Source organism: Capnocytophaga sp. oral taxon 412 str. F0487 (genome assembly GCF_000271925.1).
GTDB classification, from domain to species: domain Bacteria; phylum Bacteroidota; class Bacteroidia; order Flavobacteriales; family Flavobacteriaceae; genus Capnocytophaga; species Capnocytophaga ochracea.
In genome coordinates, this window is sequence record NZ_AJZR01000004.1 from 17,307 (window position 1) to 37,571 (window position 20,265).

Sequence of the window (20,265 nt, forward strand, 5' to 3'; positions counted from 1 at the left end):
ACTTATTGCATTATTTTCTTTAAATAACTTTCAATAGCTGGTTTACATTCATTGTTAAACAGCTGTTCTAACTTATGAATTTGAGAATGTAAATCTGAAATGCTTTCATTAGTTACCTTATTTAAGTAGATAAGTATTTCGGATTCACGCTTGGCATTTATCTGTGCAAACATACTAGTCATTTTATGAGCTATTGCCTTAATACCTTTGTAATCCTTATTATCAACATAGATTTTTAAGTTTTCCAAGTTAGTATCTGTTTCGGCTAAGAAATGTTGATAAATATTAACAATACCTTCTATATCATCTCCCATAAAGTTCTCCAATACCTCAGGAGTATATCCTCCTGTGGTAACATTATCGGTTAAGATAATTGTCTTTTGTTCTACTTTGGTGTCGAGCTTAGGGAAAAAGACTTTTAGTTTCTCATAAAACTGCTCAGGAGTAAACGGTTTAGGAAGGATACCGGAGAAGCCACTCTTCATATAAAAACTTTCGGGCACGTCGCGTCTGCCTGTAATGGCTAATACAGGAAGCGGGTTGTTCTTATACTGTTCATTGAAGAGCGTTACAAAGTGGAAGCCATTCATTTCGGGCAATTGTATATCGGTAATTACCAAGTCGAAATTATGGTTAGTCATTTGAGTAAACGCATCTTTACCATTGTTAAACGTAATAGCGTTAATGTCTTTCTGCTTCAAGAGTTCTTCAATGAGACTAAGGATAGAGAAATCGTCATCAATTACTATAATTGTAATCTTATTGGCAGGTTTGTTTGAGGTTATAATTTGAGGTGCTTTGGTTCGCTCTACTACTTTTTCGGCTAAGAAGCGTAAGGTAAAGGTACTGCCCTTGCCTTCGTTGCTCTCTAAATATATCTTACCTCTGAGCAGATGTGCTAATTTTTGAGAGATATGCAAGCCTAAACCAGAACCTCCATAACGCTTAGAAATCTCATCGTTGGCTTGAGTAAACTCATCAAAGATGTGTTGTTGCTGTTCTTTCTTTATACCAATACCCGTATCGGTAACGGCAATGCCTATTTCATACACATCGTTGCTTAATGGACGTGCATCGGCTTGTATGTGTACGTTCCCGCGTTCGGTAAACTTAAAGGCATTAGAAATGAGGTTATACAATATCTGCTTCACACGATAAGCATCACTTGAAAAGTTTAGATTATTTACCGTTTCGGAGAAAGTGAAGGTAAGGTTTATTTCCTTAGTTTTATAAGCTGACTTCACATTATTGGCTACCTCATCAATAATTTCGGCGGTATTGAAAGGAACTTTTTCAACAGATATTTTTCCTGCCTCGATACGAGTATAATCTAATAGTTCATCTACTAATTTAGATATATATTCTGATGAATACTTGATATGTGAAAGATAATTCTTACCCTTATCGGAGATTTTCAGTTTGCTAAGCAATTCGGAATATCCCACAATAGAACTCAATGGAGTACGCAAATCGTGGCTTACCATAGAAATGAGTTGCTCACGGTTTTTCAGTAGGTTATACGATTTCCGGTTAGCAGTTTCGAGTTTACGACGATAACGTTGAGAGGTAACAAAATCATTGATAATCACAATAGAAGAAATGGCAATAATGCCCAAAGCTACCAAAAAGGCTAACATCAATAGGTTTTTACTATTCTCAAAAATAGCTCGACGCTCTTGACTTAGTTTTTGTGAATTAGCCAATACCTCTTCTTCAAAATTATGTAGTAGGTCGTCAAGTTTTTGAGATAAACGCACATCGTTTTGCCAAAGGCTTTGCATTCGTTCATTAATTTGGCTTTTAGACTCTTGCGTATCTTCATTTACCTTATTGAGCAAGGTAAGCGTTTCCATTACTACCTTATCGAATTTGGTATTTTTGAACGTTTTTGGAATCTTAATGTTCTTATATTTCTTTAAGATAGAAGCAATATCAGTAGCGGGAACAGGGGTATATTCTCTATTTTTACGTCGGGAATAGGTTTTGTTATATACTTCATAACCTAAATAAGGTTCCAAACTTGAGAGCTTACTGATGGCACTGCGAATAATGATAGAAGTACTGTCGCTTTCTTGAAAAGCTTTTAACTCCTGCAAGTTTTCACTTTTAAGATTTAGCAAAGAAGTAATAGTATCGAGAGTTAAGAGCTGTCTTTCGGAAGTAATATCACGACGAAATTTTAGTACCTCATTCTGTAAAGTAACATTTTTTTCTAAGAAAACTTGAAGTGCTTCTCTATCATCGGTACGTATAGCGACCCTTCCTGCGCTTTCGGTATCGTTCATCAGGGTGAGTATCTTGCTAATTTGGATAATTTTATTTCTGTCTTGCTGGTTAATTTCTTCTTGGTGTGAGAGTTTTTGTATTTCTTTATAAACTACATATCCTGCTACAATAGACACGCAGATGAGCAATACATAGCTCACAATAACTTTAAGAGTTACTTTGTTTGACTTCATTTTGAGTATTTTAGTGCGTAAAAAAGACATTTATTAACCGACAAAAGTACGACTTTTTTTTAAATGTACAACTATAATAGGAAAAATCTATGTTTTTAAGAAGTAAAAGATAAAAAAATGGTTAATGGTTAATGGTGAATGGTGAAATTATACAAAGCTTATAAGATAGTTGAACAATGAGAGGCTTTTCAGTGGCTCTACAGTGGCTCTACAGTGGCTCTACAGTGGCTCTACAGTGGCTCTACAATGGCTCTACAATGAATAAAAGCCAGTGCGAGTTGCACGGGCAGATAGAGAAAAGACGAACAATGAACGAACAAAAGACGAACAAAAGACGAATAAAAGACGAACAATGAACGAAGGAAAGGCGAAGGTAAGTTAACGTTAAAACAGAGATAAAAAGAAGGTTATTGGAGGACTTCTACTCTGCCAAAGTTAAATCTTGGCAAAGTTCATAACAGTAAAGCGAAGATAAGATTGAGAGCAGAAGATAATTTGTTGTAGAACTGGTGTTTATAAGAAATAATTTATACGAGGGGATTTCCAGAATGAGAAAAAAAGAAGAAAAATTTATTTTTTTTATTGTATGTATTAATATTTTTTCTACTTTTGTGGCATTAACTTAAATATTCAATGTTTATGGAAACAAAAAATGTAAATTTCCTAAGTATTGCACTTAGAAACGGTATTTTATTGGGGGTTGCTTGTGTAGTTTTAAGCGTATTGCTGTACGTAACAAACCTTTTGTACACTGGAAGTTTTTTGATAGGTGCTATCACTTGGCTATTGAATTTAGCTATCTGTGTAGTTTTTATCGTGATGGCTGTTCAGCAGTACAAAACGGCTAACGACGGTTTCTTAACTGTAGGTGAAGCTATTAAAGTGGGGATAGTAACCGCTCTCGTGGGAGGGGTAATCGCTGCTATTTACAGTGTAATCTACACTACTGTTATTGACCCTAACTATTATGAAAAAGTAGTAGAGGTTACAATGGAAAAAATGAGTGCTTTTACCTCTAATTTCAGTGAAGAACAAATGGAAGAGCTTCGTGAAAAAACACTTCAAAGCAAGCCTTCTGTGGTATGGACATTTTTTTCATCGATATTGGGCTCTGCCATTGGAGGTGTTATTATCTCGGCTATAGTAGGAGCTGTGAAGAAGAAAGAACGCCCAATGCCTCTTTAATGGTTGCTCCCTCTTAATAGATAAAAACAACTGATTATCAGTAATAAAACTTTGCCAAAGGTTGTAGCGCAACAAGCTATTGAAACTTTGGCAAAGTTCTTTTATTATAAAGGAGCTAACATTGCTCGTTGCTTGTTGATACTATTAAGTCAAACACATAAAATTTCCTTTTAAAAAGAAGAAACAGAAATTGAAGCAAATCAGTTTCAAAATTTAAAAAAAATCGGTAGCAAGCTACCTAAAATACTTTGCTAAAACCTTTCACACAAGGAAAAACCTCAATTTTTGTTTAATTCATAATGACGTAAGCCTCACTTCTTTACTCATTGGATTTCGTACGTTTTCCTTAGTTAGTTCTTAACTATTACTTGCTAATTGTTATTTATTTTGTACCTTTGCACTCTCTTTATGATATTAAGATTATGGAAAAAATAAAGAAATTCAGACTTGACTTCATAGATGTGATTCGCGCCTTTGCTATCTGTATGATGCTACAAGGGCATTTTATAAATGGACTACTTGCTGACCGCTACCGCGACGAAAATAACTTTATATACTGGCTATGGCACTACTGCACTGGTATTACCGCTCCTGTGTTCTTCACTGTTTCGGGGTTTATCTTCACTTTTTTATTGGTAAAAGAAAGTGATGCTACAAAAGTAGGCTGGAACAACCCTCGCGTGAAGAAAGGTATTAGACGTGGCTTATTGCTCATCGGTATTGCTTACTTCTTGCGTATGAGTTTCCAAAGTGTAGATGTACTACACTGTATTGGGCTTTCACTCTTGTTGCTCATCACTACTTACTTACTTTCATATAACCGCAAGTCGTGGGTAATGCCTACGATATTGCTCACCACTACCCTACTGGCGTTCACTTTTGAGCCTTTTTACAAGGATTTGCGCTTTGATTCACTACCCTTGCCTATTGCTAATTACTTGACTCGTGCACACGGTAGTTTCTTTCCTATTTTTCCTTGGTTTGGTTATGTGTCGTTTGGAGGGTTTATGGGATATCTATTTCAGCGATATAAAAATCACCCTCACCTATACCGCAATGCTATTCTGCTATTTCTAAGCGTAGGAGCATTCTTGTTATGGGGTTTTCACTTTATGATAGAACAACTGTTCTATATCAACCATTCGCCATTTTTTGAGCAACTAATGCAGGACTTTGCTTATTTGCGTTTGGGGAATGTGTTACTCGTGTTTGGTTTCTTTGCCCTAATGCGCAATGTGATTACTTCACAACTGATTAAAACTATTGGGCAAAACACCCTATCGATTTACGTTATACACTGCTTTATCATATATGGTAGTATTACCTCACACGGGCTTATACAGCACTTCGGAGGGCAGTTAAAACCTTATCAAGTGGTATTAGGAGCGCCTGCCTTTATAGCCGTGTGCGTATGGTTATCATTTATTTACAACCGGATAAAACCTGTTATCAAATCAGGAATTGCTTTTGTATTAAAAGAAATCAGAGCGTTTTTGGCAGAGAGTTACCAATTTATTGTAAAACTATTAGGAAGGCTTGTTGCCTTATTTGTTAAGGAATGAAAAAACATCTTATTATTTTAGCTTCGGTTATGGCATTTAATAGCATACAAGCACAACAACCTCTCACCCCCGAAAAACTATGGGAACTACATCGCGTGAATGGTATAGGTATTACCCCCGACCAACAATACGTATTGGTGAGTGTGAGTACTCCAAATATAAAGGAAAATACTTTTAACAAAGAATACTATAAACTTGCCGTAAAAGGAGGTGTTCCCATTCCTATAAGCAAAGAAGAGGTAGAAAAGCTCACGGCTAAATACAATACTGATAAAAGCCTAAAACTCACTCATAAGGAAGTAAAATTAAAGTCGGTTTTAGGGAAAGACTTCTATACCGACTTAGAAAAATCATCGGGGAAGCTGTACAGTAGCTTAGACCATCGCCATTGGGACACGTGGAATGAAGGTAGTTACAATCACGTGATGATAGAAGATAGTAATGGTAAGCAAACTGATATAATGGAAGGATTGCCTTATTACTGTCCGCAGTTGCCTTTTGGAGGTGATGAGGATTATATATGGAGTCTAGACGGTAAAAAGGTACTTTATGTTACCAAAGCCAAAGTAGGCACTGATTATGTACTGAGCACTAATACTGATATCTATGAGTACGACCTCATCTCGAAAAAAACAACAAACCTCACCGAAGGAATGATGGGGTATGACACCAACCCTCAGTATAGCAAAGAAGGCGTACTTGCGTGGCTCAGTATGGCACACGATGGGAATGAAGCTGATAAAAACGACCTTTATATATTGAAGGACGGCAAGCGCATTAACCTTACAGCTAACTGGGATAATACTGTTTTCAGTTACCGATGGAGCAACGATGGGAAGCAAATATACCTAATTGCGGCTACCCAAGGAACAGAGCAAGTATTTGTAGTAGCTCCTTTTAGTAAAAATACCACCCCAAGACAACTCACACAGGGCGTATTTGATGTGAATAGTATAGTAGGACAAGCAGGCAACCAATTGGTTGTGATGCGCACGGATATGAACCACGCAGCTGAACTGTATACTATCAATTTAAAAGAGAAAAAAGGACGGATAACACTATCACAGCTTTCACATTTTAATGATGAGCTATACAAAGGGATTGCTGAATGTCCTATTAAGGAGCGTATCATCAAAACTACTGACGGCAAGAGAATGCACGCTTGGGTAATTTACCCACCCAACTTTGACCCTAACAAGAAGTACCCTACCCTACTCTACTGCCAAGGAGGACCACAATCTGTTGTGAGCCAATTTTACAGTTTCCGTTGGAACTTCCAAGTAATGGCTTCACAAGGTTATATAGTGATAGCTCCCAACCGCAGAGGATTACCAGGTTTTGGAGTAAAATGGAATGCGGAAATTAGCGGAGATTGGGGCGGACAACCGATGCGCGATTACCTATCGGCTATTGATGATATTGCCAAGGAACCTTATGTAGACAAAGAACGATTGGGAGCTATAGGTGCCAGCTACGGAGGATATTCAATCTACTACTTAGCAGGTATTCACCAAAAACGTTTCAAGACGTTTATTGCCCATTGCGGAGTATTCAACTTACAAAGTATGTATGGCACTACCGAAGAGCTCTTCTTCAACAACAACGAAATAGGAGGTGCTTATTGGGATAAAAAGAACGCTGTAGCGCAAAAATCGTATAAAGAGTTCAATCCTATAGAGAAGATTACAGAATGGGACACCCCTATTCTCATCATTCACGGAGGAAAGGACTACCGAGTACCCGAAGAACAGGGATTCCAAGCCTTTACAGCAGCTCAACTGAGAGGTATTAAGAGTAAGTTACTTTATTTTCCTGATGAGAACCACTGGGTATTACAACCTCAAAACGGACTCTTATGGCAGAGAACGTTCTTCAAATGGCTAAAAGAAACATTATAAAACTAAAAGAGGCTATCCTAATCGGATAGCCTCTTTTTTCTATATATTAGAAGAGTCCTTCTACTGACCAATAGCGTTCGCCTGTATCATAGTTTACAGTAAGGACACGTGCCTTAGGGTCTTTTTTGAGTACTTTGGCTACGGCTGCCAAAGAAGCTCCCGTAGAAATACCAGCTAAAATACCTTCTTCTTTCGCTAACTTGCGGGCATATTCAAAAGCCTCATCTTTACTTATTAATAGAATATCATCTACAAGCTTAGCATCATAGTTCTTTGGTACAAAACCAGCACCTATCCCTTGTAGAGGGTGAGGACCAGCTGCCCCTCCACTGAGCACGGGTGATAGTTCGGGTTCTACGGCTATGGTTTTAAGATGAGGAAAGTGTTGTTTAAGCACTTTGGATACTCCAGAAATATGTCCACCAGTACCAACTCCTGTTACAAAATAATCAAAGCCATCGGGGAAGGATTGCAAGATTTCTTGAGCAGTAGTGCGCTCGTGTACCTCAGGGTTAGCAGGGTTCTCGAACTGTTGAGGCACCCAATAGTTAGTTTTACCTTCGGCTATTTCGAGGGCTTTGGCAATGGCACCTCCTGTTCCTTTTTCTTTTGGAGTTAATACAACCTCAGCCCCATAAGCCGATACCAGTTTACGGCGCTCTATACTCATAGATTCGGGCATTACCACAATGAGTTTATAACCTTTTACGGCAGCTACTAAGGCAAGTCCAACCCCTGTATTACCTGATGTAGGCTCTACAATCACAGTATTTTTATTGAGGATACCTTTGTTTTCAGCATCTTCAATCATTGCGAGTGCGATACGGTCTTTAATACTACCGCCTGGGTTCAAGCGTTCTAACTTGATAAATACGTTGGCATCTTTACCAAACAATCGATTAATTTTCACTTCGGGAGTACGCCCGATAAGTTCTAAAACATTTTTGTACAACATTATATAATTATTTATTAGTTACGTGTTTGTTAATAGTTAGTGGTTAATGATTAGTGAATTGGTATTAGGGACTAATGTTTAAAGACTAAATTACAAAATTAATAGGTTCTTCATACACTTCGTTGTCTTTTACTATGATTTGACTCTTGTGGAAAACTTTGGTAAAAGGTTCTATACTATGGGTAAGCCATACGTTCCCACCAATAACACTATCGTGACCTATTACGGTTTCACCTCCTAAGATTGTGGCACCTGAGTAAATTACCACATTGTCTTGAATAGTGGGATGACGTTTGGTATGAGCCTTATCTACCGATACTGAGAGTGCCCCTAAGGTAACCCCTTGGTATACTTTTACGTGGTTACCTATAACCGTAGTTTCACCAATAACGATAGCCGTACCGTGGTCTATCATAAAAGGGACGCCAATGGTTGCTCCTGGGTGAATGTCGATACCTGTTTTGCTATGGGCGTATTCGGTGAGTATACGGGGCAAGAGTGGTACTTCGCGCGTCCATAGTTCGTGAGCGATACGATATACCATAATAGCAAAGAAACCAGGATAGGTAACTTGTACTTCTCTGAGAGAGGTAGCTGCTGGGTCACTATCAATAAAATACTGAGCATCTTGTTTTAATTGAGCATAAATAGTGGGCAAAATACAATCGTAATAATCAGTTAATTGCTCTTTCTGAGGTTCGTTTTGCAGAAAATCATCTACAATACTGATAAAATCATAACGCAATTCCTCATAGCGTGCTTCTATATTCGATTTAGAGAGACAAGTACGCTCATCTATGAGAAATAAAAACTGAAAGAGTTCTTCTACAAAGGCGTTAATACGCTGTTTGCTTACGTGATGTTTGATATTTTTACTTTCTTGATAGAGTTCGATAATGAAACTCTCGGTGCAATTTACTTTTGTCATTATTATAAAAAAATAGCCCCACTACCTATTATGAGCAGTGGGGTGTTGTTATTTCGTTTACTAAAATATATATACTGATACTTTCAAGAAATAACGAGCCTTGCACCGCTCACAGGGAAGGTACAACACATCATCATTATTTGAAAAGTATACAGTTTCATACAGTACTATTCTATTAATCGGGGCAAAGGTAAGAATATTTTTCTAACTACCAAAGAAAAACTGAAATATTTTTATTTTTTTGTTATACAAAAAGATATAATCGGAGTTCTAGGATTGTCTTAGAAAAGAGATGAGGAAGCAGAAAGATAACGAAGAGGAACGGAAGAGGTGATTCAGGTAAAAGATAAAAGATGAGAGGTAAAATGGGTATGCTTAGCTTATAGGAAGCTTATACGAATCTTGGACGATTGGTATAGAAAGGGTATATAAATAGTTGATTCATAATATCATACAACAGCACTAAAAATGCCAAAAACAGGGTTTCGAGACGAAAGAAAAGGAAGGGTAAATTAGAGAATTAGTCAATTTGAAAGTTAGGAAATTTGGAATTTAATAAATGCAAAAGTGACTTATTGGAGGTTTCGGGAAGACTTTGAAAAAAATGGAAGGAAGGGGATAGTAGGAGGTGCAAAGGTTAAATGAATTCGACAAGAGGTAATATAGTGATGCAAAAACGATTGAAAAAATAGTATTCTGTTATATTTAACAGATGTTAAATTAAGCATTTTTATAAGTTTGATATTAATATTATTTAGATTTGTTTTATATAATTCAAAAAAAGTACTACCTTTGCAGTCCTATTTAGTGAAGAATGAAAAGTGAAAAGAAATATACACAATCATTAGGATACCAAAGGTTCATCTCTTTGGTACTCATTGCTTTTCCTTTTTTTTGCTCGGCTCTTTACGCTCAAACTGCAACTCTCACCACTGTTTCTCCTACTACTATTTCTGATACTACACAGCCTATTCAGTTAGAAGAAGTGGTAGTAACTGCCAAAGAACTTCCTGCTCCTACCTCTACTTCGCTTATCGATCGCAAGGCTATGCAACACCTCCAGCCGTCCAGCTTTGCCGATTTGGTGAGTTTGCTCCCTGGTCGGCAAGTTACGACTCCCTCACTGAACTATGCCAATACTCTTACGCTCAGACAAGCAGGAACGCCTATGGACGGCTATAGTATTTCCTCCTTGGGAGTAGGCTTCAATATTGATGGTGTACCCTTAGATGTGAATAACAATATGCAATCTACGGTAGGTACCGGAATGATTATCACCCCTCAATCGAATTACGCCGATAAGAAGCGCAACACTACCCGCTCGGGAGTGGATATGCGCACCATCGCTACCGATGATATTGAAACAGTGGAGATTATACGCGGTATTCCATCGGTGAAATTTGGTGATATCAGCAGTGGGGTAGTAACAATTCACCGCAAAAAAGGCTATACTCCCCTTAGGGCACGCGCCAAAGCCGATGGTTTTAGCAAACTTTTCTATATAGGTAAAGGTTTTAGTTTTTTTGAAAATAGCCTCAAACTCAACTTCAGTTTGGATTATTTAGATTCACAACCCGACCCGCGTAATAGCTTTGAAAACTACAAACGCTACACTGCTTCGGCTCGTGCCGAAAAACACTTCGATACCGAAAATCCGCTTACGTGGAATTTCAGCATTGACTATACGGGCACTATCGACAAGGAAAAACGCGACCCCGATATAGGTTTTGATCGCTATGATGCTTATCAATCTACTTACAACAATATCCGTATCGCCAATGGGCTGAGTTGGGAACTCCACAAAACATTCTTCAAAACATTGGTACTCAAAACTAGTTACTCGCAGAGTTTCGACCGTATTGAACAAGACAAATGGGTGCAAATCACCAATGCGCGCCCTGTCTTCACAAACACAGAAGCAGGTGAATTTTATGGGGCATTTTCCGAGCCTAACTATGTGTCGCACTTGCTCGTAGATGGCAAACCGCTACACCTTTATACCGACTTTGCAGCAGGAGGTTATAAACGTTTTGCAGGATTCCTTAACGAGTTTCTTATAGGGCTTACTTACAACTACAACAAAAACAACGGTCTGGGTCAGGTATACGATTTGGCGCACCCACCTTCACCCGAAATAACTACACGTCCGCGTGCTTTCAAGAGTATTCCCGCGATGCAGGATATGTCTTTTTATGTTGAAGAACAGTTAGAAAAAACCTTTTGGCATACCGATTTCTTCTTGCGTGCTGGTTTGCGTGCCAACACCCTTTTAGGACTCGATTCACGCTACGCATTGCATAACAAGGTGTGTTTCGACCCACGTGTGAATATGAAAGTTACTTTCCCTAAAATTGAATTTGCTAACCAAAAAGCTCTCAGTATCAGTCTTACAGCAGGATGGGGAAAACACAGCAAACTTCCTACTCAAGAGATGCTCTACCCTCAAGAAAAATACGAAGACTTTGTTCAGCTAAATTACTATCACAGTCAAAGGGCATACCGCCAATTGCACTATAAAACGTATATTTTCCCGCAAGTGAACTACAGCATTATGCCCGCCGTGAACAGCAAAGCCGAAGTGCGCCTTGGCTTGGAATACGACCACCATTCGCTGTTTATCACCTATTTCGACGAGCGTATGCAATCGGGTTTCCGCAAAATGAGCGATTATCACAAGGTATTCTATAAAAAATACGATGCTACAGGGCTCAATCACAATGCGATTACTGCCCCTCCTTTGGTGGAAAACCTGCCCTATACTGTGCAAGACGCCCTGATACTCTCAGATATGGAGAGCAATGGCTCAGCTATCGATAAACAAGGGGTGGAATTTCAGTACAGTAGCAAGCGCCTACAATTGCTCAACACTCGCTTTACCCTTAGTGGTGCGTGGTTTCACAGCTTGTATTACAACTCATTGCCTGTATATCGTCCTGCCGATAAAGATATCATTAACAACCGCAAATATTACAATCTGGGAGTATATCCTGAAATGGAGAAGTACGACTGTGAACAGTTACAAACCAGTCTCGTAGCCGATACTTACCTTCCTGAACTGCATCTCATCACCTCTGTGCGTTGCGACCTCACTTGGTATGTTATCAACAGCAGTCCATCTCTTAGTCGTGTGCCCACTCACTACATCAGTGAAGATGGTGTGCGTCACCCATATACAGCGACAGAAGCGAGTGACCCCGTATTGCAATGGCTCATACGCCCTACAACTATAAGTCTCAGTGATAGAACCCCATTATCAATGAACATACATCTGAAAATATCAAAAGAATTTTATAAATACTTTACCCTTTCGATATATGTAAACAATCTGTTCAACTTTTACGAGGACTACCGTGTGAACAGACAATACATCAACCGTCGCGGACTCATCAACCCCTATTTTGGAATGGAGATGAACATTTCTTTAGGGAAGAGTAAATTAGCAAATTAATAAATTAACATATTATGAGACATTTAAAACAACTTTTAGCTTTAGCACTTACTTTAGTGCTCTTAAACGCTTGTAAGAAGGATGATGATAATATCAACACCATTGTTACTACACGCAATCTTACCCTTCAGCTACAAAATCCTGATAAGGTAACCAATGTTCGGTATGGTACGCTCACCCTTACTCTTACGGAACTCAACAAGAATGAGAAAGTAGAACGTATTTTTACCAATCTTTCTCAAAATGAATTAACCCTTCCTCTTTTGATGGGGAGTTATGAACTGCGCATTGCCACCACTGCTACTTATACCCTTGATGGCAAGACCGTAGCAGGTGAACTCAGTGCTTTCGTTAGCAAAATAGATGTGCTTAGCGATAGCTCTTTTAAAATACCTTTATCTATCAAAGCTAAAGGTAATGACTTTATTATAGAAGAAATCTTTTTTGTTGGCACTTTAACTCCTGAAGGAAAACAATACTTTGGTGACCAGTATATCAAACTTTATAACAATACCGATAAAGTGCTTTACGCCGATGGTTTGGTATTAGCAGATTCTAAGTTTTTAACGGTAACCAAAAGAGATTACACCCCAGATATAATGAAAGAAGCCTTTGCAGTAGAAGGTATGGTGCAAATACCTGGTACAGGCACTCAATATCCCGTGCAACCAGGTGCTTCTATTGTTATTGCTGAACAAGGAATTAACCATAAAGAAAACAATCCTAATTCTTTAGATTTGAGCAAAGCTAACTTTGAGAATTATTATCCTCCAAGAGTAAAAGATATAGATAGCCCTACTGTTACCAATAACATCAATTTGTATGGTATTCTCATATTCAATAATCGAGGTAATAGAAGCTATGTGATAGCGCGTTTTCCAGAAGGTACTGCTACTTCTACTCTTAAATATGACTATGAATATGAAGTTAATGTTAAAGGCAAAATAGTTAAAAAGACAGGAAGTACGTTGAAAATTCCTAATGAGTGGATAGTAGATGCCGTAAATCTAAGTACTGAAAAAGGTTTCGAATGGTTGGTAACCGATACTTCTTTGGATTCAGGCTATACTTATGTAACTAAAGATGAGGAAGACAAAACCCGTTATGGCAAATCTGTACGCCGTAAGGTTCTTTCTGAAAACAATGGTAAGCCTATCTTTAAAGATACTAACAACTCTACTGAAGATTTCGAAATCCTCACTACACCTACACTTAAAAAGTGAAAAGTAGAGTGAAATATTGCTTTTGCAGATTTAACTTTGCCAAAGTTAAACTTTGGCAAAGTTTGTAGCGTTTTTTATTTACAAATCAATGAATTAGAATTGACACATCGTCCACTCAACATATTATTTTTATTTTTTCTCTGCGAGATGATTGCTTGGGGGCAAGATACTATTGATACTCTCCTGCTGAAACTGAAAGAGCAACAAAGTATTCAACGCATTTATAAAGCTTACTTTCAGAATCCGGCAACAATGACAGATTGGGGGAAATATCGCTTTTCGTCGGTGCAAACAACTTACGAGGGAAGCGATAAACAGGCGTATGCCCCGCAGTATCCTGAAGGTCATACTGCCTTCTCAGTAAAAGCGAGCTCTTATTTTCCTTACGACAACACGCGTACGCTTTGGGGTGATGCCTCGTATATAAATCGAACCCTAAAGCACATTCGCTGGAACGAGTCGTTAGATGGTGAGTTGCTGTATCCTTACTTCACTGCTGATGCCATAGGGGGAGATTTGCACAGCGAACAATACGCCTTTACGGGTGGTTTTGCCAAACAATGGCAACGCCTGCATTGGGGTATCTCTTTGAATTACCAAGCTGAATTAGCAAGTAGGGATAAAGACCCGCGTCCTAAGGATATTACTTCGCAATTGCAATTGCAATCGGGTTTTATGTGGAAGGTAATGCAGTGGAAGATGGGTGTTTATAGCACTTTTGTGAAATATACCCAATCAAACGAACTGAGGTTCTTTAACGAATTAGGGTTGCCTACGGTGTATCACTTCAATGGCTTGGGGTATTACAACCATTTGCTGAAAGGCAATAAACTGAGGGCTTTTTACGAAGGTTATGGTTATGGTGGAGGAATGGCTATCAGCAGGACGGACGACTTTTTTCTCACAGGGGATTACCATCAACTGACGATTGAGAAGTATATGACTGATGATAATGGGATTGTTGCAGTAACCCTGACCAATAGGGTACTCAATACAGAACTTACCAAATTGTTCCGTCGTGCTCACTATCACTACGGATTTAAATTAGGATATTATCAGCAAAGTAAAAAGGGCGTAGAGCCTATCCTCTCGGGGCGCAATAACAATTGGACAGAGGTTATTGCGAAGAACAAAAACTATACCCTTAAATGCGAGCAATATCAGTTAGGTGTGCTTTTTGGTTTCGACAATGCTGTGCAGTATCGTATAATGCCTTATGTGAGTTATGAAACTTATCGTGAGGATTATACTTTGGTGAGGAGTTTTCAGCATTTTGATTATATGAATGTTGGAATGACGATAAGTGTTGTAGCACCCTTAGGGGAGAAGAGTATAGGGGTAACAGGCGTGCAGTATCGGTATCGGAAAGTATTACACGAGAATTATCTATTGCGCAATGACCGCAATGAAGCTGAGCTCAGCACAATGCTTTTGCACAATGCCCGCTTTCTTGCCTCGGATAGACAGCGTTTTGAGGTGAGTTTGCAATACCATCACAAACTTTCGCCTTCATTAAGCTATTTTGTAGGGTTTAACAGTGAAATAGGAGTATTTACGAGTCAAAAAGTGAATACTTTTCATCAATTTAGTTTAGGGCTTACTTTCTGAGCTTGATGTAAGGGGGAGTGCTATGCGAGCAGTGGGTTATTAATTAGGAAATTAGGAAATGTGGAAATTAGAAAATGTGGGAATTAGTTGGAGAATTTCGGAGAGACTCAGAGAAGGGGTTTAGACTTCGGAGGAAAACGAAAAATATCAGAAGTAGGCTGAGAGGGATTTTGAAGGAAAAAGGGTATTAGGAGGGTGGGGTTAGCTTATAGAGAGCTTATAGGAAGCTTATACGAATCTTGGAAGATTGGTATAGAAAGGGTATGTAAATAGTTGATTCATACTGTAATACAACAACGCTAAAAATGTTAAAAACGGGGTTTCGAGGCGAAAGAAAGAGAAATAGGTGATAGACCTTAGGCCGTAGGCACTAGGAGGGAGTATGACGGAAAAAGGAAGAAATGACGAGTGACAAATGAAAAATGACAAGGATAATGGGAGAGTGTAATTGGTGCAACAAAGAGATAAACAAATAAGGTAAAACGAGGTATATTTTGGCTCATAAAATAAAAAAATACATCAAGATACTTGCAATTACAATTAATATTCGTACCTTTGCACCCTGAAAAGTTAGAAGTTTTTATACCTTAATACACTTACTGATAAAAATGTTTAGTGAAACCACCCCTAATTCAAAAATCTTTGCTTGCTCTAAAAGCATAGAGCTGGCTGAGAAAATTGCGCAAAAATACGGTACTCAGCTCGGTGAAGTTAAACTTTCTTATTATAGTGATGGTGAATTTCAGCCCTCTTATGAAGAATCGATTAGAGGGGCACGCGTTTTCTTAATATGCTCTACTTTCCCTAATTCGGATAACTTGATGGAGCTTTTACTAATGATAGACGCTGCCAAACGCGCCTCGGCAAGGCACATCACAGCAGTAATGCCTTACTTTGGGTGGGCTCGCCAAGATAGGAAAGATAAACCCAGAGTGCCAATAGGGGCAAAATTGGTGGCTAATCTTTTGCAAGCGGCAGGTGCTACTCGTATTATGACGATGGACTTGCACGCTGACCAAATTCAAGGATTCTTTGAGCGCCCTGTAGACCATCTTTTTGCTTCGAGCATTTTCTTGCCTTATTTACAGGGGTTGCACTTAGACAATTTGTGTATTGCTTCGCCCGATATGGGAGGCTCTAAAAGGGCTTATGCTTATTCTAAGTTCTTGAAATGTGATGTGGTGATTTGCTATAAACAGCGCAAACAAGCCAATGTGATTGAAACAATGGAGCTCATAGGTGAAGTAGAGGGTAAAAACGTAGTATTGGTAGACGATATGGTAGACACGGCAGGTACTTTGGTGAAAGCTGCCCAACTGATGAAGGACAGAGGAGCTGTAAGTGTAAGAGCGGTGGCTACTCACCCTATACTGAGCGGAAACGCATATGAGCGCATAGAGAATTCGGCTTTAGAAGAGCTTATCGTGACTGATTCGATTCCACTAAAGCAGCCTTCGAGCAAAATAAAAGTACTGAGTTGTGCTGATCTTTTTGCTGATGTAATGCATCGCGTACACCACAACGAGCCTATCAGTTCTAAATTTATAATGTAGCAAGGTGAAAGGTTAAAAGTAAAAGGTAAGAATTGATGTTTAATTCTAACAAAACCTAACACCTAAGAACAAGTAACTTAATAATTATTTATAAATAAATGAAATCAATTACAATCAAAGGATCTCAAAGAGAAAGCGTGGGCAAAGCTGCAAGCAAAGCCTTACGTAATGCTGGACAGGTTCCTTGCGTACTATACGGGGGAGACAATGTTCTGCATTTTTCAGCGCCTGAATTAGCATTCAAAAACATCGTGTACACTCCTAACGTATACACCGCTGCGATTGAATTGAATGGTAAAACCTATAATGCCATTCTGCAAGACATTCAGTTTGACCCTGTATCTGATAAAATTATCCACATCGATTTTTATCAGCTTCAAAAAGACAAAGAAATTACTATTGAAGTGCCAATTCAAATTGAGGGAACTTCACCAGGTATTATGGCAGGGGGTACTTTGCGTATTGTGAACCGCAAACTAAAAGTAAAAGCCCTTCCTGACAATTTACCTGATTTTGTTTCTGTAGATATTTCGGGCTTAGAAATGGGTAACAAGCTATACGTTACTAAATTAGCACAAGATAAATACAAGATTATGCACCCAGATAATACTGTGGTTTGCCAGGTGAGAGTATCGCGTGCTGCAATGAAAGCCGCACAAGATGCTGCAAAAGCTGAAAAAGCTGCCACTAAGAAATAACTTTTAACAAATAGACTTTCTACAAAAAAGCCATAACAAACAATTGTTTGTTATGGCTTTTATATTGCAGTTCAGCAAGTTCTCTTTTTCTCATAGCATTCATTTAGTTACTTTTTCTAAAAGTAATACCATAAAATTTATTATCCCAAAACAATTCTGTTTTCTTTTCAGCCACTGAAGGAGGAATACATTGTTCTATGGTGTTCAAATCGACTGTTTTGCCTTCAAAATAAGATTTAGAGAAGACACTTTTCTTGTATTGGGTCTCCACAAAGTCAGCTGTTTCATCTGCAATAAGCAATTTGCTTCCTGTTTTGGCAACTCTAAGCATTTCGCTCATGGCAAGCGCTTTATCATTGAAAAAATTGATACCTCCGTTGTGAAAAACAATATCAAAAGTATTATCGGCAAAAGGTAATTCCTCGGCGGGGCACTGCACGAGTGTAAGGTTCGTTTTCTTTTGCCACTCCTTTTTGCACTTTTTGAGCATTCCCATTGAGATATCTGCTCCTACAAGGTCTATCGTTTTCAAATCAATCCCTTGTGGCAGGTAATGCAAGTCAGCCCCCGTACCTATGGAAACATAAAGCGCCGAAATATTGTTCTTCCATTCCAAACAGCTCATCAACTCGGTACGTAGATGGTCAATAGCGTGTCCATACTTGAGTCTTCCTATCCATTTCTCTCCAAAATCATAGAAAAAAGACATCCAATCGTACATTTTCATATACTTTTGGTTATCTCCACTAATGAAATAGTCATTCATACAGCACAAAATACCATTTTCTTGTTTCAAATCTTCTACTTTTATATCAGATTTTAGCTTTTGAGATATATCTGTCATCATACTTAATTATTTAAATGAGTTTTATAATCCGTATTTTTTCCAGCCTCCGTCACGCCATTGGCACTCATCAATCTTCCATATACCGTCTTTTCGGATAATCAGGAAGCGATACTGAAAGTTTAACTCGTCTTGGGCGTAAATATATATCTTATTCTTGGTAAGGGTTTCACTATCTATAATTTGATGATTGCCATAGGTACCGCCTTTTGTCATAGAAAAGCTAATCCCCTCAAGACGATAGCCTATGCGACGTTTGTCGGTGCAATACTTTTTAAAAATCGCTTTACATTTTTCTTCTATCAAAAGGTCATCCTCTTCTGTTTCATCATTTTTTGTAGCGAATTCTTCCCACTGGGTCATCGCCGAGAAAAAGTTTAAGAGCAATTGTTTCACTACTTGCAAATCATCAGCATTGGCAGCAGTAGATTTCTTCTTTCTCGCCGTGCGCTGGGCTTGTTCAAAGGTTTTTATTTGTTCCTCGGTGAAAAACTTATCAAGATAGAACTTTATTCTGCTATAATGCGCCACAGCCATTAACCCCTCGAAAGAGATGCGGGTACGGCGCAATGAAATAGACTTCAAGCGAGGCACTTGCAAGACAATTTTCAAGTTTTCATCGGTTACGGGGCAACCGTCCAACGAAATGTGGTCAACAGGTTTCTCGACAAAGTATTTGAAGCCTTCACCTGTAACTTGTTTATTACCTTCTAAGAAAAGGAGTTTTAGTTTGGGCAAAGTAGCCAAGTATTTGAGGGCTTCATCAGTAATATCCGTATTGATAAAACCCATATTTACTAAGGATTTTACTTGTACTATCTGCTCTACCATCGCATCGGTGAGGGCAACGTCTTTATAATGATGTCCTTTGCAAAAGCGCTCTTCGGTTACTTCTTTTAAAGCGGCTTCTAAGGTAATAGCGTGTTTGTAAGCTGCCATAGTAATGTGATTGTTATGAGTGCAAAAGTAGACAAAATAGCATTTAAAAACAAAAAATATGAATAGTTTCTTGTTAATACTTAATTATTTGCTATCTTTGCGGGCGTGATGAATATGAAGATATTAGAAACACCTTATGGAATATGCCATTTGAGCGTTGTTCCCGTACGTTTAGAGCCCTTTGAGGGGGCTGAGATGATTACGCAATTACTCTTCGGAGAGTTGTTGCAAGTAATTGATAAAGAAGAGCATTGGAGCTATGTACGCTTGCTGTTCGACAATATTGAAGGCTGGGTAGCTAACAGTCAGTTTACGGAAATTTCGGATAAAGACTACAAAAAATCTCTAAAAAAGAAAGAAAAATACGCTCACCGATGGATTACAAAACTCCGTTTGAAAACTGGAGACAACCTCTTTCTACACATACCCAAAGGTGCTACCTTTTCTCACAATCATCTATTACAAACTTCACAATCTACCCAAAGAATACCTCATCAAGGCATTATTCCCACTGCTTTGGAATATTTAAACGTGCCTTTCTTAACAGGAGGCAAAACTCCCTTTGGGATAGATGCCGCCGGACTGGTGCAAATGGTTTTCAAACTCAACGGCATACACCTACCTCGTACGGCTAAAAAACAGGCTACTTGTGGTGTTTCTCTTAGTTTTATAGAAGAATGCCAAGCAGGTGATTTAGCTTTTTTTGACGACGAAGAAGGCAATATCATTCACGTGGGCATTCTCTTAGGCGACAACAGGATTATTCACTCTTTTGGCAAAGTGCGCATCGACCGTTTAGATCATATCGGTATTTTTAATAGTGAACTGCGCAATTACACTCACCAACTACGACTCTTGCGAAGAATCTCAACGACTGAAAAGTAGTATAAATTGAAGATTCCTATATCTTAGGTTTGTTTATCGCTCATCTGTTCGTGCAGCTCGTACCGTCTTTTGTTCGTCTT

15 protein-coding genes are annotated in these 20,265 nt (G+C 38.6%); 10 read left to right on the plus strand and 5 right to left on the minus strand.

The window, feature by feature from the left end:
- Window positions 1-2: 2 nt before the first annotated feature.
- The gene (locus HMPREF1321_RS00510; RefSeq protein ID WP_009420878.1) at window positions 3-2,459 is read right to left on the minus strand and encodes a hybrid sensor histidine kinase/response regulator; all 2,457 of its coding nucleotides are present in this window, start codon (window positions 2,457-2,459) and stop codon (window positions 3-5) included.
- Between the two features lie 176 nt (window positions 2,460-2,635).
- On the opposite strand from HMPREF1321_RS00510, the gene HMPREF1321_RS11795 reads away from it, so the two are divergent.
- The 4 genes from HMPREF1321_RS11795 (at window position 2,636) to HMPREF1321_RS00525 (ending at window position 7,104) form a co-directional block, all read left to right on the plus strand.
- A complete protein-coding gene (locus HMPREF1321_RS11795; protein WP_009420901.1) occupies window positions 2,636-2,815 on the plus strand; it encodes a hypothetical protein in 180 nt (59 codons plus the stop codon).
- Between the two features lie 277 nt (window positions 2,816-3,092).
- Window positions 3,093-3,644 carry a DUF4199 domain-containing protein gene (locus HMPREF1321_RS00515; protein WP_002671731.1) on the plus strand — a complete coding sequence of 184 codons (552 nt, stop codon included), beginning with the start codon at window positions 3,093-3,095 and terminating at the stop codon, window positions 3,642-3,644.
- A 422-nt stretch (window positions 3,645-4,066) separates the two neighbouring features.
- Entirely contained in the window at window positions 4,067-5,206 is a 1,140-nt protein-coding gene (locus HMPREF1321_RS00520) for a heparan-alpha-glucosaminide N-acetyltransferase domain-containing protein (protein ID WP_034575352.1), read from the plus strand.
- A complete protein-coding gene (locus HMPREF1321_RS00525) occupies window positions 5,203-7,104 on the plus strand; it encodes a S9 family peptidase (RefSeq protein ID WP_009420875.1) in 1,902 nt (633 codons plus the stop codon). Before HMPREF1321_RS00520 ends, HMPREF1321_RS00525 begins: the two co-directional genes overlap by 4 nt.
- A 46-nt stretch (window positions 7,105-7,150) precedes the next feature.
- Here HMPREF1321_RS00525 and cysK read toward each other — a convergent pair whose 3' ends face one another.
- Together cysK and HMPREF1321_RS00535 are read right to left on the minus strand one after the other, a co-directional pair.
- Entirely contained in the window at window positions 7,151-8,059 is a 909-nt protein-coding gene (gene cysK / locus HMPREF1321_RS00530) for a cysteine synthase A (protein WP_009420877.1), read from the minus strand.
- A gap of 85 nt (window positions 8,060-8,144) precedes the next feature.
- Window positions 8,145-8,987: a serine O-acetyltransferase gene (locus HMPREF1321_RS00535; protein ID WP_009420883.1), complete on the minus strand. Its 843-nt coding sequence runs from the start codon at window positions 8,985-8,987 to the stop codon at window positions 8,145-8,147.
- A gap of 814 nt (window positions 8,988-9,801) precedes the next feature.
- On the opposite strand from HMPREF1321_RS00535, the gene HMPREF1321_RS00540 reads away from it, so the two are divergent.
- From HMPREF1321_RS00540 to HMPREF1321_RS00560, 5 genes are all read left to right on the plus strand, one after another.
- Window positions 9,802-12,435, plus strand: coding sequence for a TonB-dependent receptor plug domain-containing protein (locus HMPREF1321_RS00540; protein ID WP_009420871.1), 2,634 nt, complete (start codon window positions 9,802-9,804; stop codon window positions 12,433-12,435).
- A gap of 14 nt (window positions 12,436-12,449) precedes the next feature.
- Window positions 12,450-13,658, plus strand: coding sequence for a DUF4876 domain-containing protein (locus tag HMPREF1321_RS00545; protein ID WP_009420888.1), 1,209 nt, complete (start codon window positions 12,450-12,452; stop codon window positions 13,656-13,658).
- 36 nt (window positions 13,659-13,694) lie between these two features.
- Window positions 13,695-15,266, plus strand: coding sequence for a DUF6850 family outer membrane beta-barrel protein (locus HMPREF1321_RS00550; protein ID WP_232205403.1), 1,572 nt, complete (start codon window positions 13,695-13,697; stop codon window positions 15,264-15,266).
- Window positions 15,267-15,874: 608 nt separating this feature from the next.
- Window positions 15,875-16,819 (plus strand): ribose-phosphate pyrophosphokinase, encoded by a 945-nt coding sequence (locus HMPREF1321_RS00555; RefSeq protein WP_009418739.1) that lies wholly within the window; start codon window positions 15,875-15,877, stop codon window positions 16,817-16,819.
- Between the two features lie 98 nt (window positions 16,820-16,917).
- A complete protein-coding gene (locus HMPREF1321_RS00560; protein WP_034575355.1) occupies window positions 16,918-17,517 on the plus strand; it encodes a 50S ribosomal protein L25/general stress protein Ctc in 600 nt (199 codons plus the stop codon).
- 103 nt (window positions 17,518-17,620) lie between these two features.
- Here HMPREF1321_RS00560 and HMPREF1321_RS00565 read toward each other — a convergent pair whose 3' ends face one another.
- Window positions 17,621-18,364 carry a class I SAM-dependent methyltransferase gene (locus HMPREF1321_RS00565; RefSeq protein WP_009420898.1) on the minus strand — a complete coding sequence of 248 codons (744 nt, stop codon included), beginning with the start codon at window positions 18,362-18,364 and terminating at the stop codon, window positions 17,621-17,623.
- A 21-nt stretch (window positions 18,365-18,385) separates the two neighbouring features.
- Window positions 18,386-19,300, minus strand: a complete 915-nt coding sequence (locus HMPREF1321_RS00570) for an NTF2 fold immunity protein (protein WP_009420885.1) — start codon at window positions 19,298-19,300, stop codon at window positions 18,386-18,388.
- A gap of 108 nt (window positions 19,301-19,408) precedes the next feature.
- Here HMPREF1321_RS00570 and HMPREF1321_RS00575 point away from each other — a divergent pair, with 108 nt between their 5' ends.
- Complete coding sequence (locus tag HMPREF1321_RS00575) at window positions 19,409-20,185, plus strand: C40 family peptidase (RefSeq protein ID WP_009418334.1); 777 nt, start codon at window positions 19,409-19,411, stop codon at window positions 20,183-20,185.
- The last annotated feature ends 80 nt before the right edge of the window (window positions 20,186-20,265 follow it).

Excerpts from the sequence above, each read along its gene's own strand:
- HMPREF1321_RS00510 (WP_009420878.1), bottom strand. The coding sequence starts at position 2,459 with ATGAAGTCAAACAAAGTAACTCTTAAAGTTATTGTGAGCTATGTATTG.
- HMPREF1321_RS11795 (WP_009420901.1), top strand. The coding sequence starts at position 2,636 with ATGAGAGGCTTTTCAGTGGCTCTACAGTGGCTCTACAGTGGCTCTACA.
- HMPREF1321_RS00515 (WP_002671731.1), top strand. The coding sequence starts at position 3,093 with ATGTTTATGGAAACAAAAAATGTAAATTTCCTAAGTATTGCACTTAGA.
- HMPREF1321_RS00520 (WP_034575352.1), top strand. The coding sequence starts at position 4,067 with ATGGAAAAAATAAAGAAATTCAGACTTGACTTCATAGATGTGATTCGC.
- HMPREF1321_RS00525 (WP_009420875.1), top strand. The coding sequence starts at position 5,203 with ATGAAAAAACATCTTATTATTTTAGCTTCGGTTATGGCATTTAATAGC.
- cysK (WP_009420877.1), bottom strand. The coding sequence starts at position 8,059 with ATGTTGTACAAAAATGTTTTAGAACTTATCGGGCGTACTCCCGAAGTG.
- HMPREF1321_RS00535 (WP_009420883.1), bottom strand. The coding sequence starts at position 8,987 with ATGACAAAAGTAAATTGCACCGAGAGTTTCATTATCGAACTCTATCAA.
- HMPREF1321_RS00540 (WP_009420871.1), top strand. The coding sequence starts at position 9,802 with ATGAAAAGTGAAAAGAAATATACACAATCATTAGGATACCAAAGGTTC.
- HMPREF1321_RS00545 (WP_009420888.1), top strand. The coding sequence starts at position 12,450 with ATGAGACATTTAAAACAACTTTTAGCTTTAGCACTTACTTTAGTGCTC.
- HMPREF1321_RS00555 (WP_009418739.1), top strand. The coding sequence starts at position 15,875 with ATGTTTAGTGAAACCACCCCTAATTCAAAAATCTTTGCTTGCTCTAAA.
- HMPREF1321_RS00560 (WP_034575355.1), top strand. The coding sequence starts at position 16,918 with ATGAAATCAATTACAATCAAAGGATCTCAAAGAGAAAGCGTGGGCAAA.
- HMPREF1321_RS00565 (WP_009420898.1), bottom strand. The coding sequence starts at position 18,364 with ATGATGACAGATATATCTCAAAAGCTAAAATCTGATATAAAAGTAGAA.
- HMPREF1321_RS00570 (WP_009420885.1), bottom strand. The coding sequence starts at position 19,300 with ATGGCAGCTTACAAACACGCTATTACCTTAGAAGCCGCTTTAAAAGAA.
- HMPREF1321_RS00575 (WP_009418334.1), top strand. The coding sequence starts at position 19,409 with ATGAATATGAAGATATTAGAAACACCTTATGGAATATGCCATTTGAGC.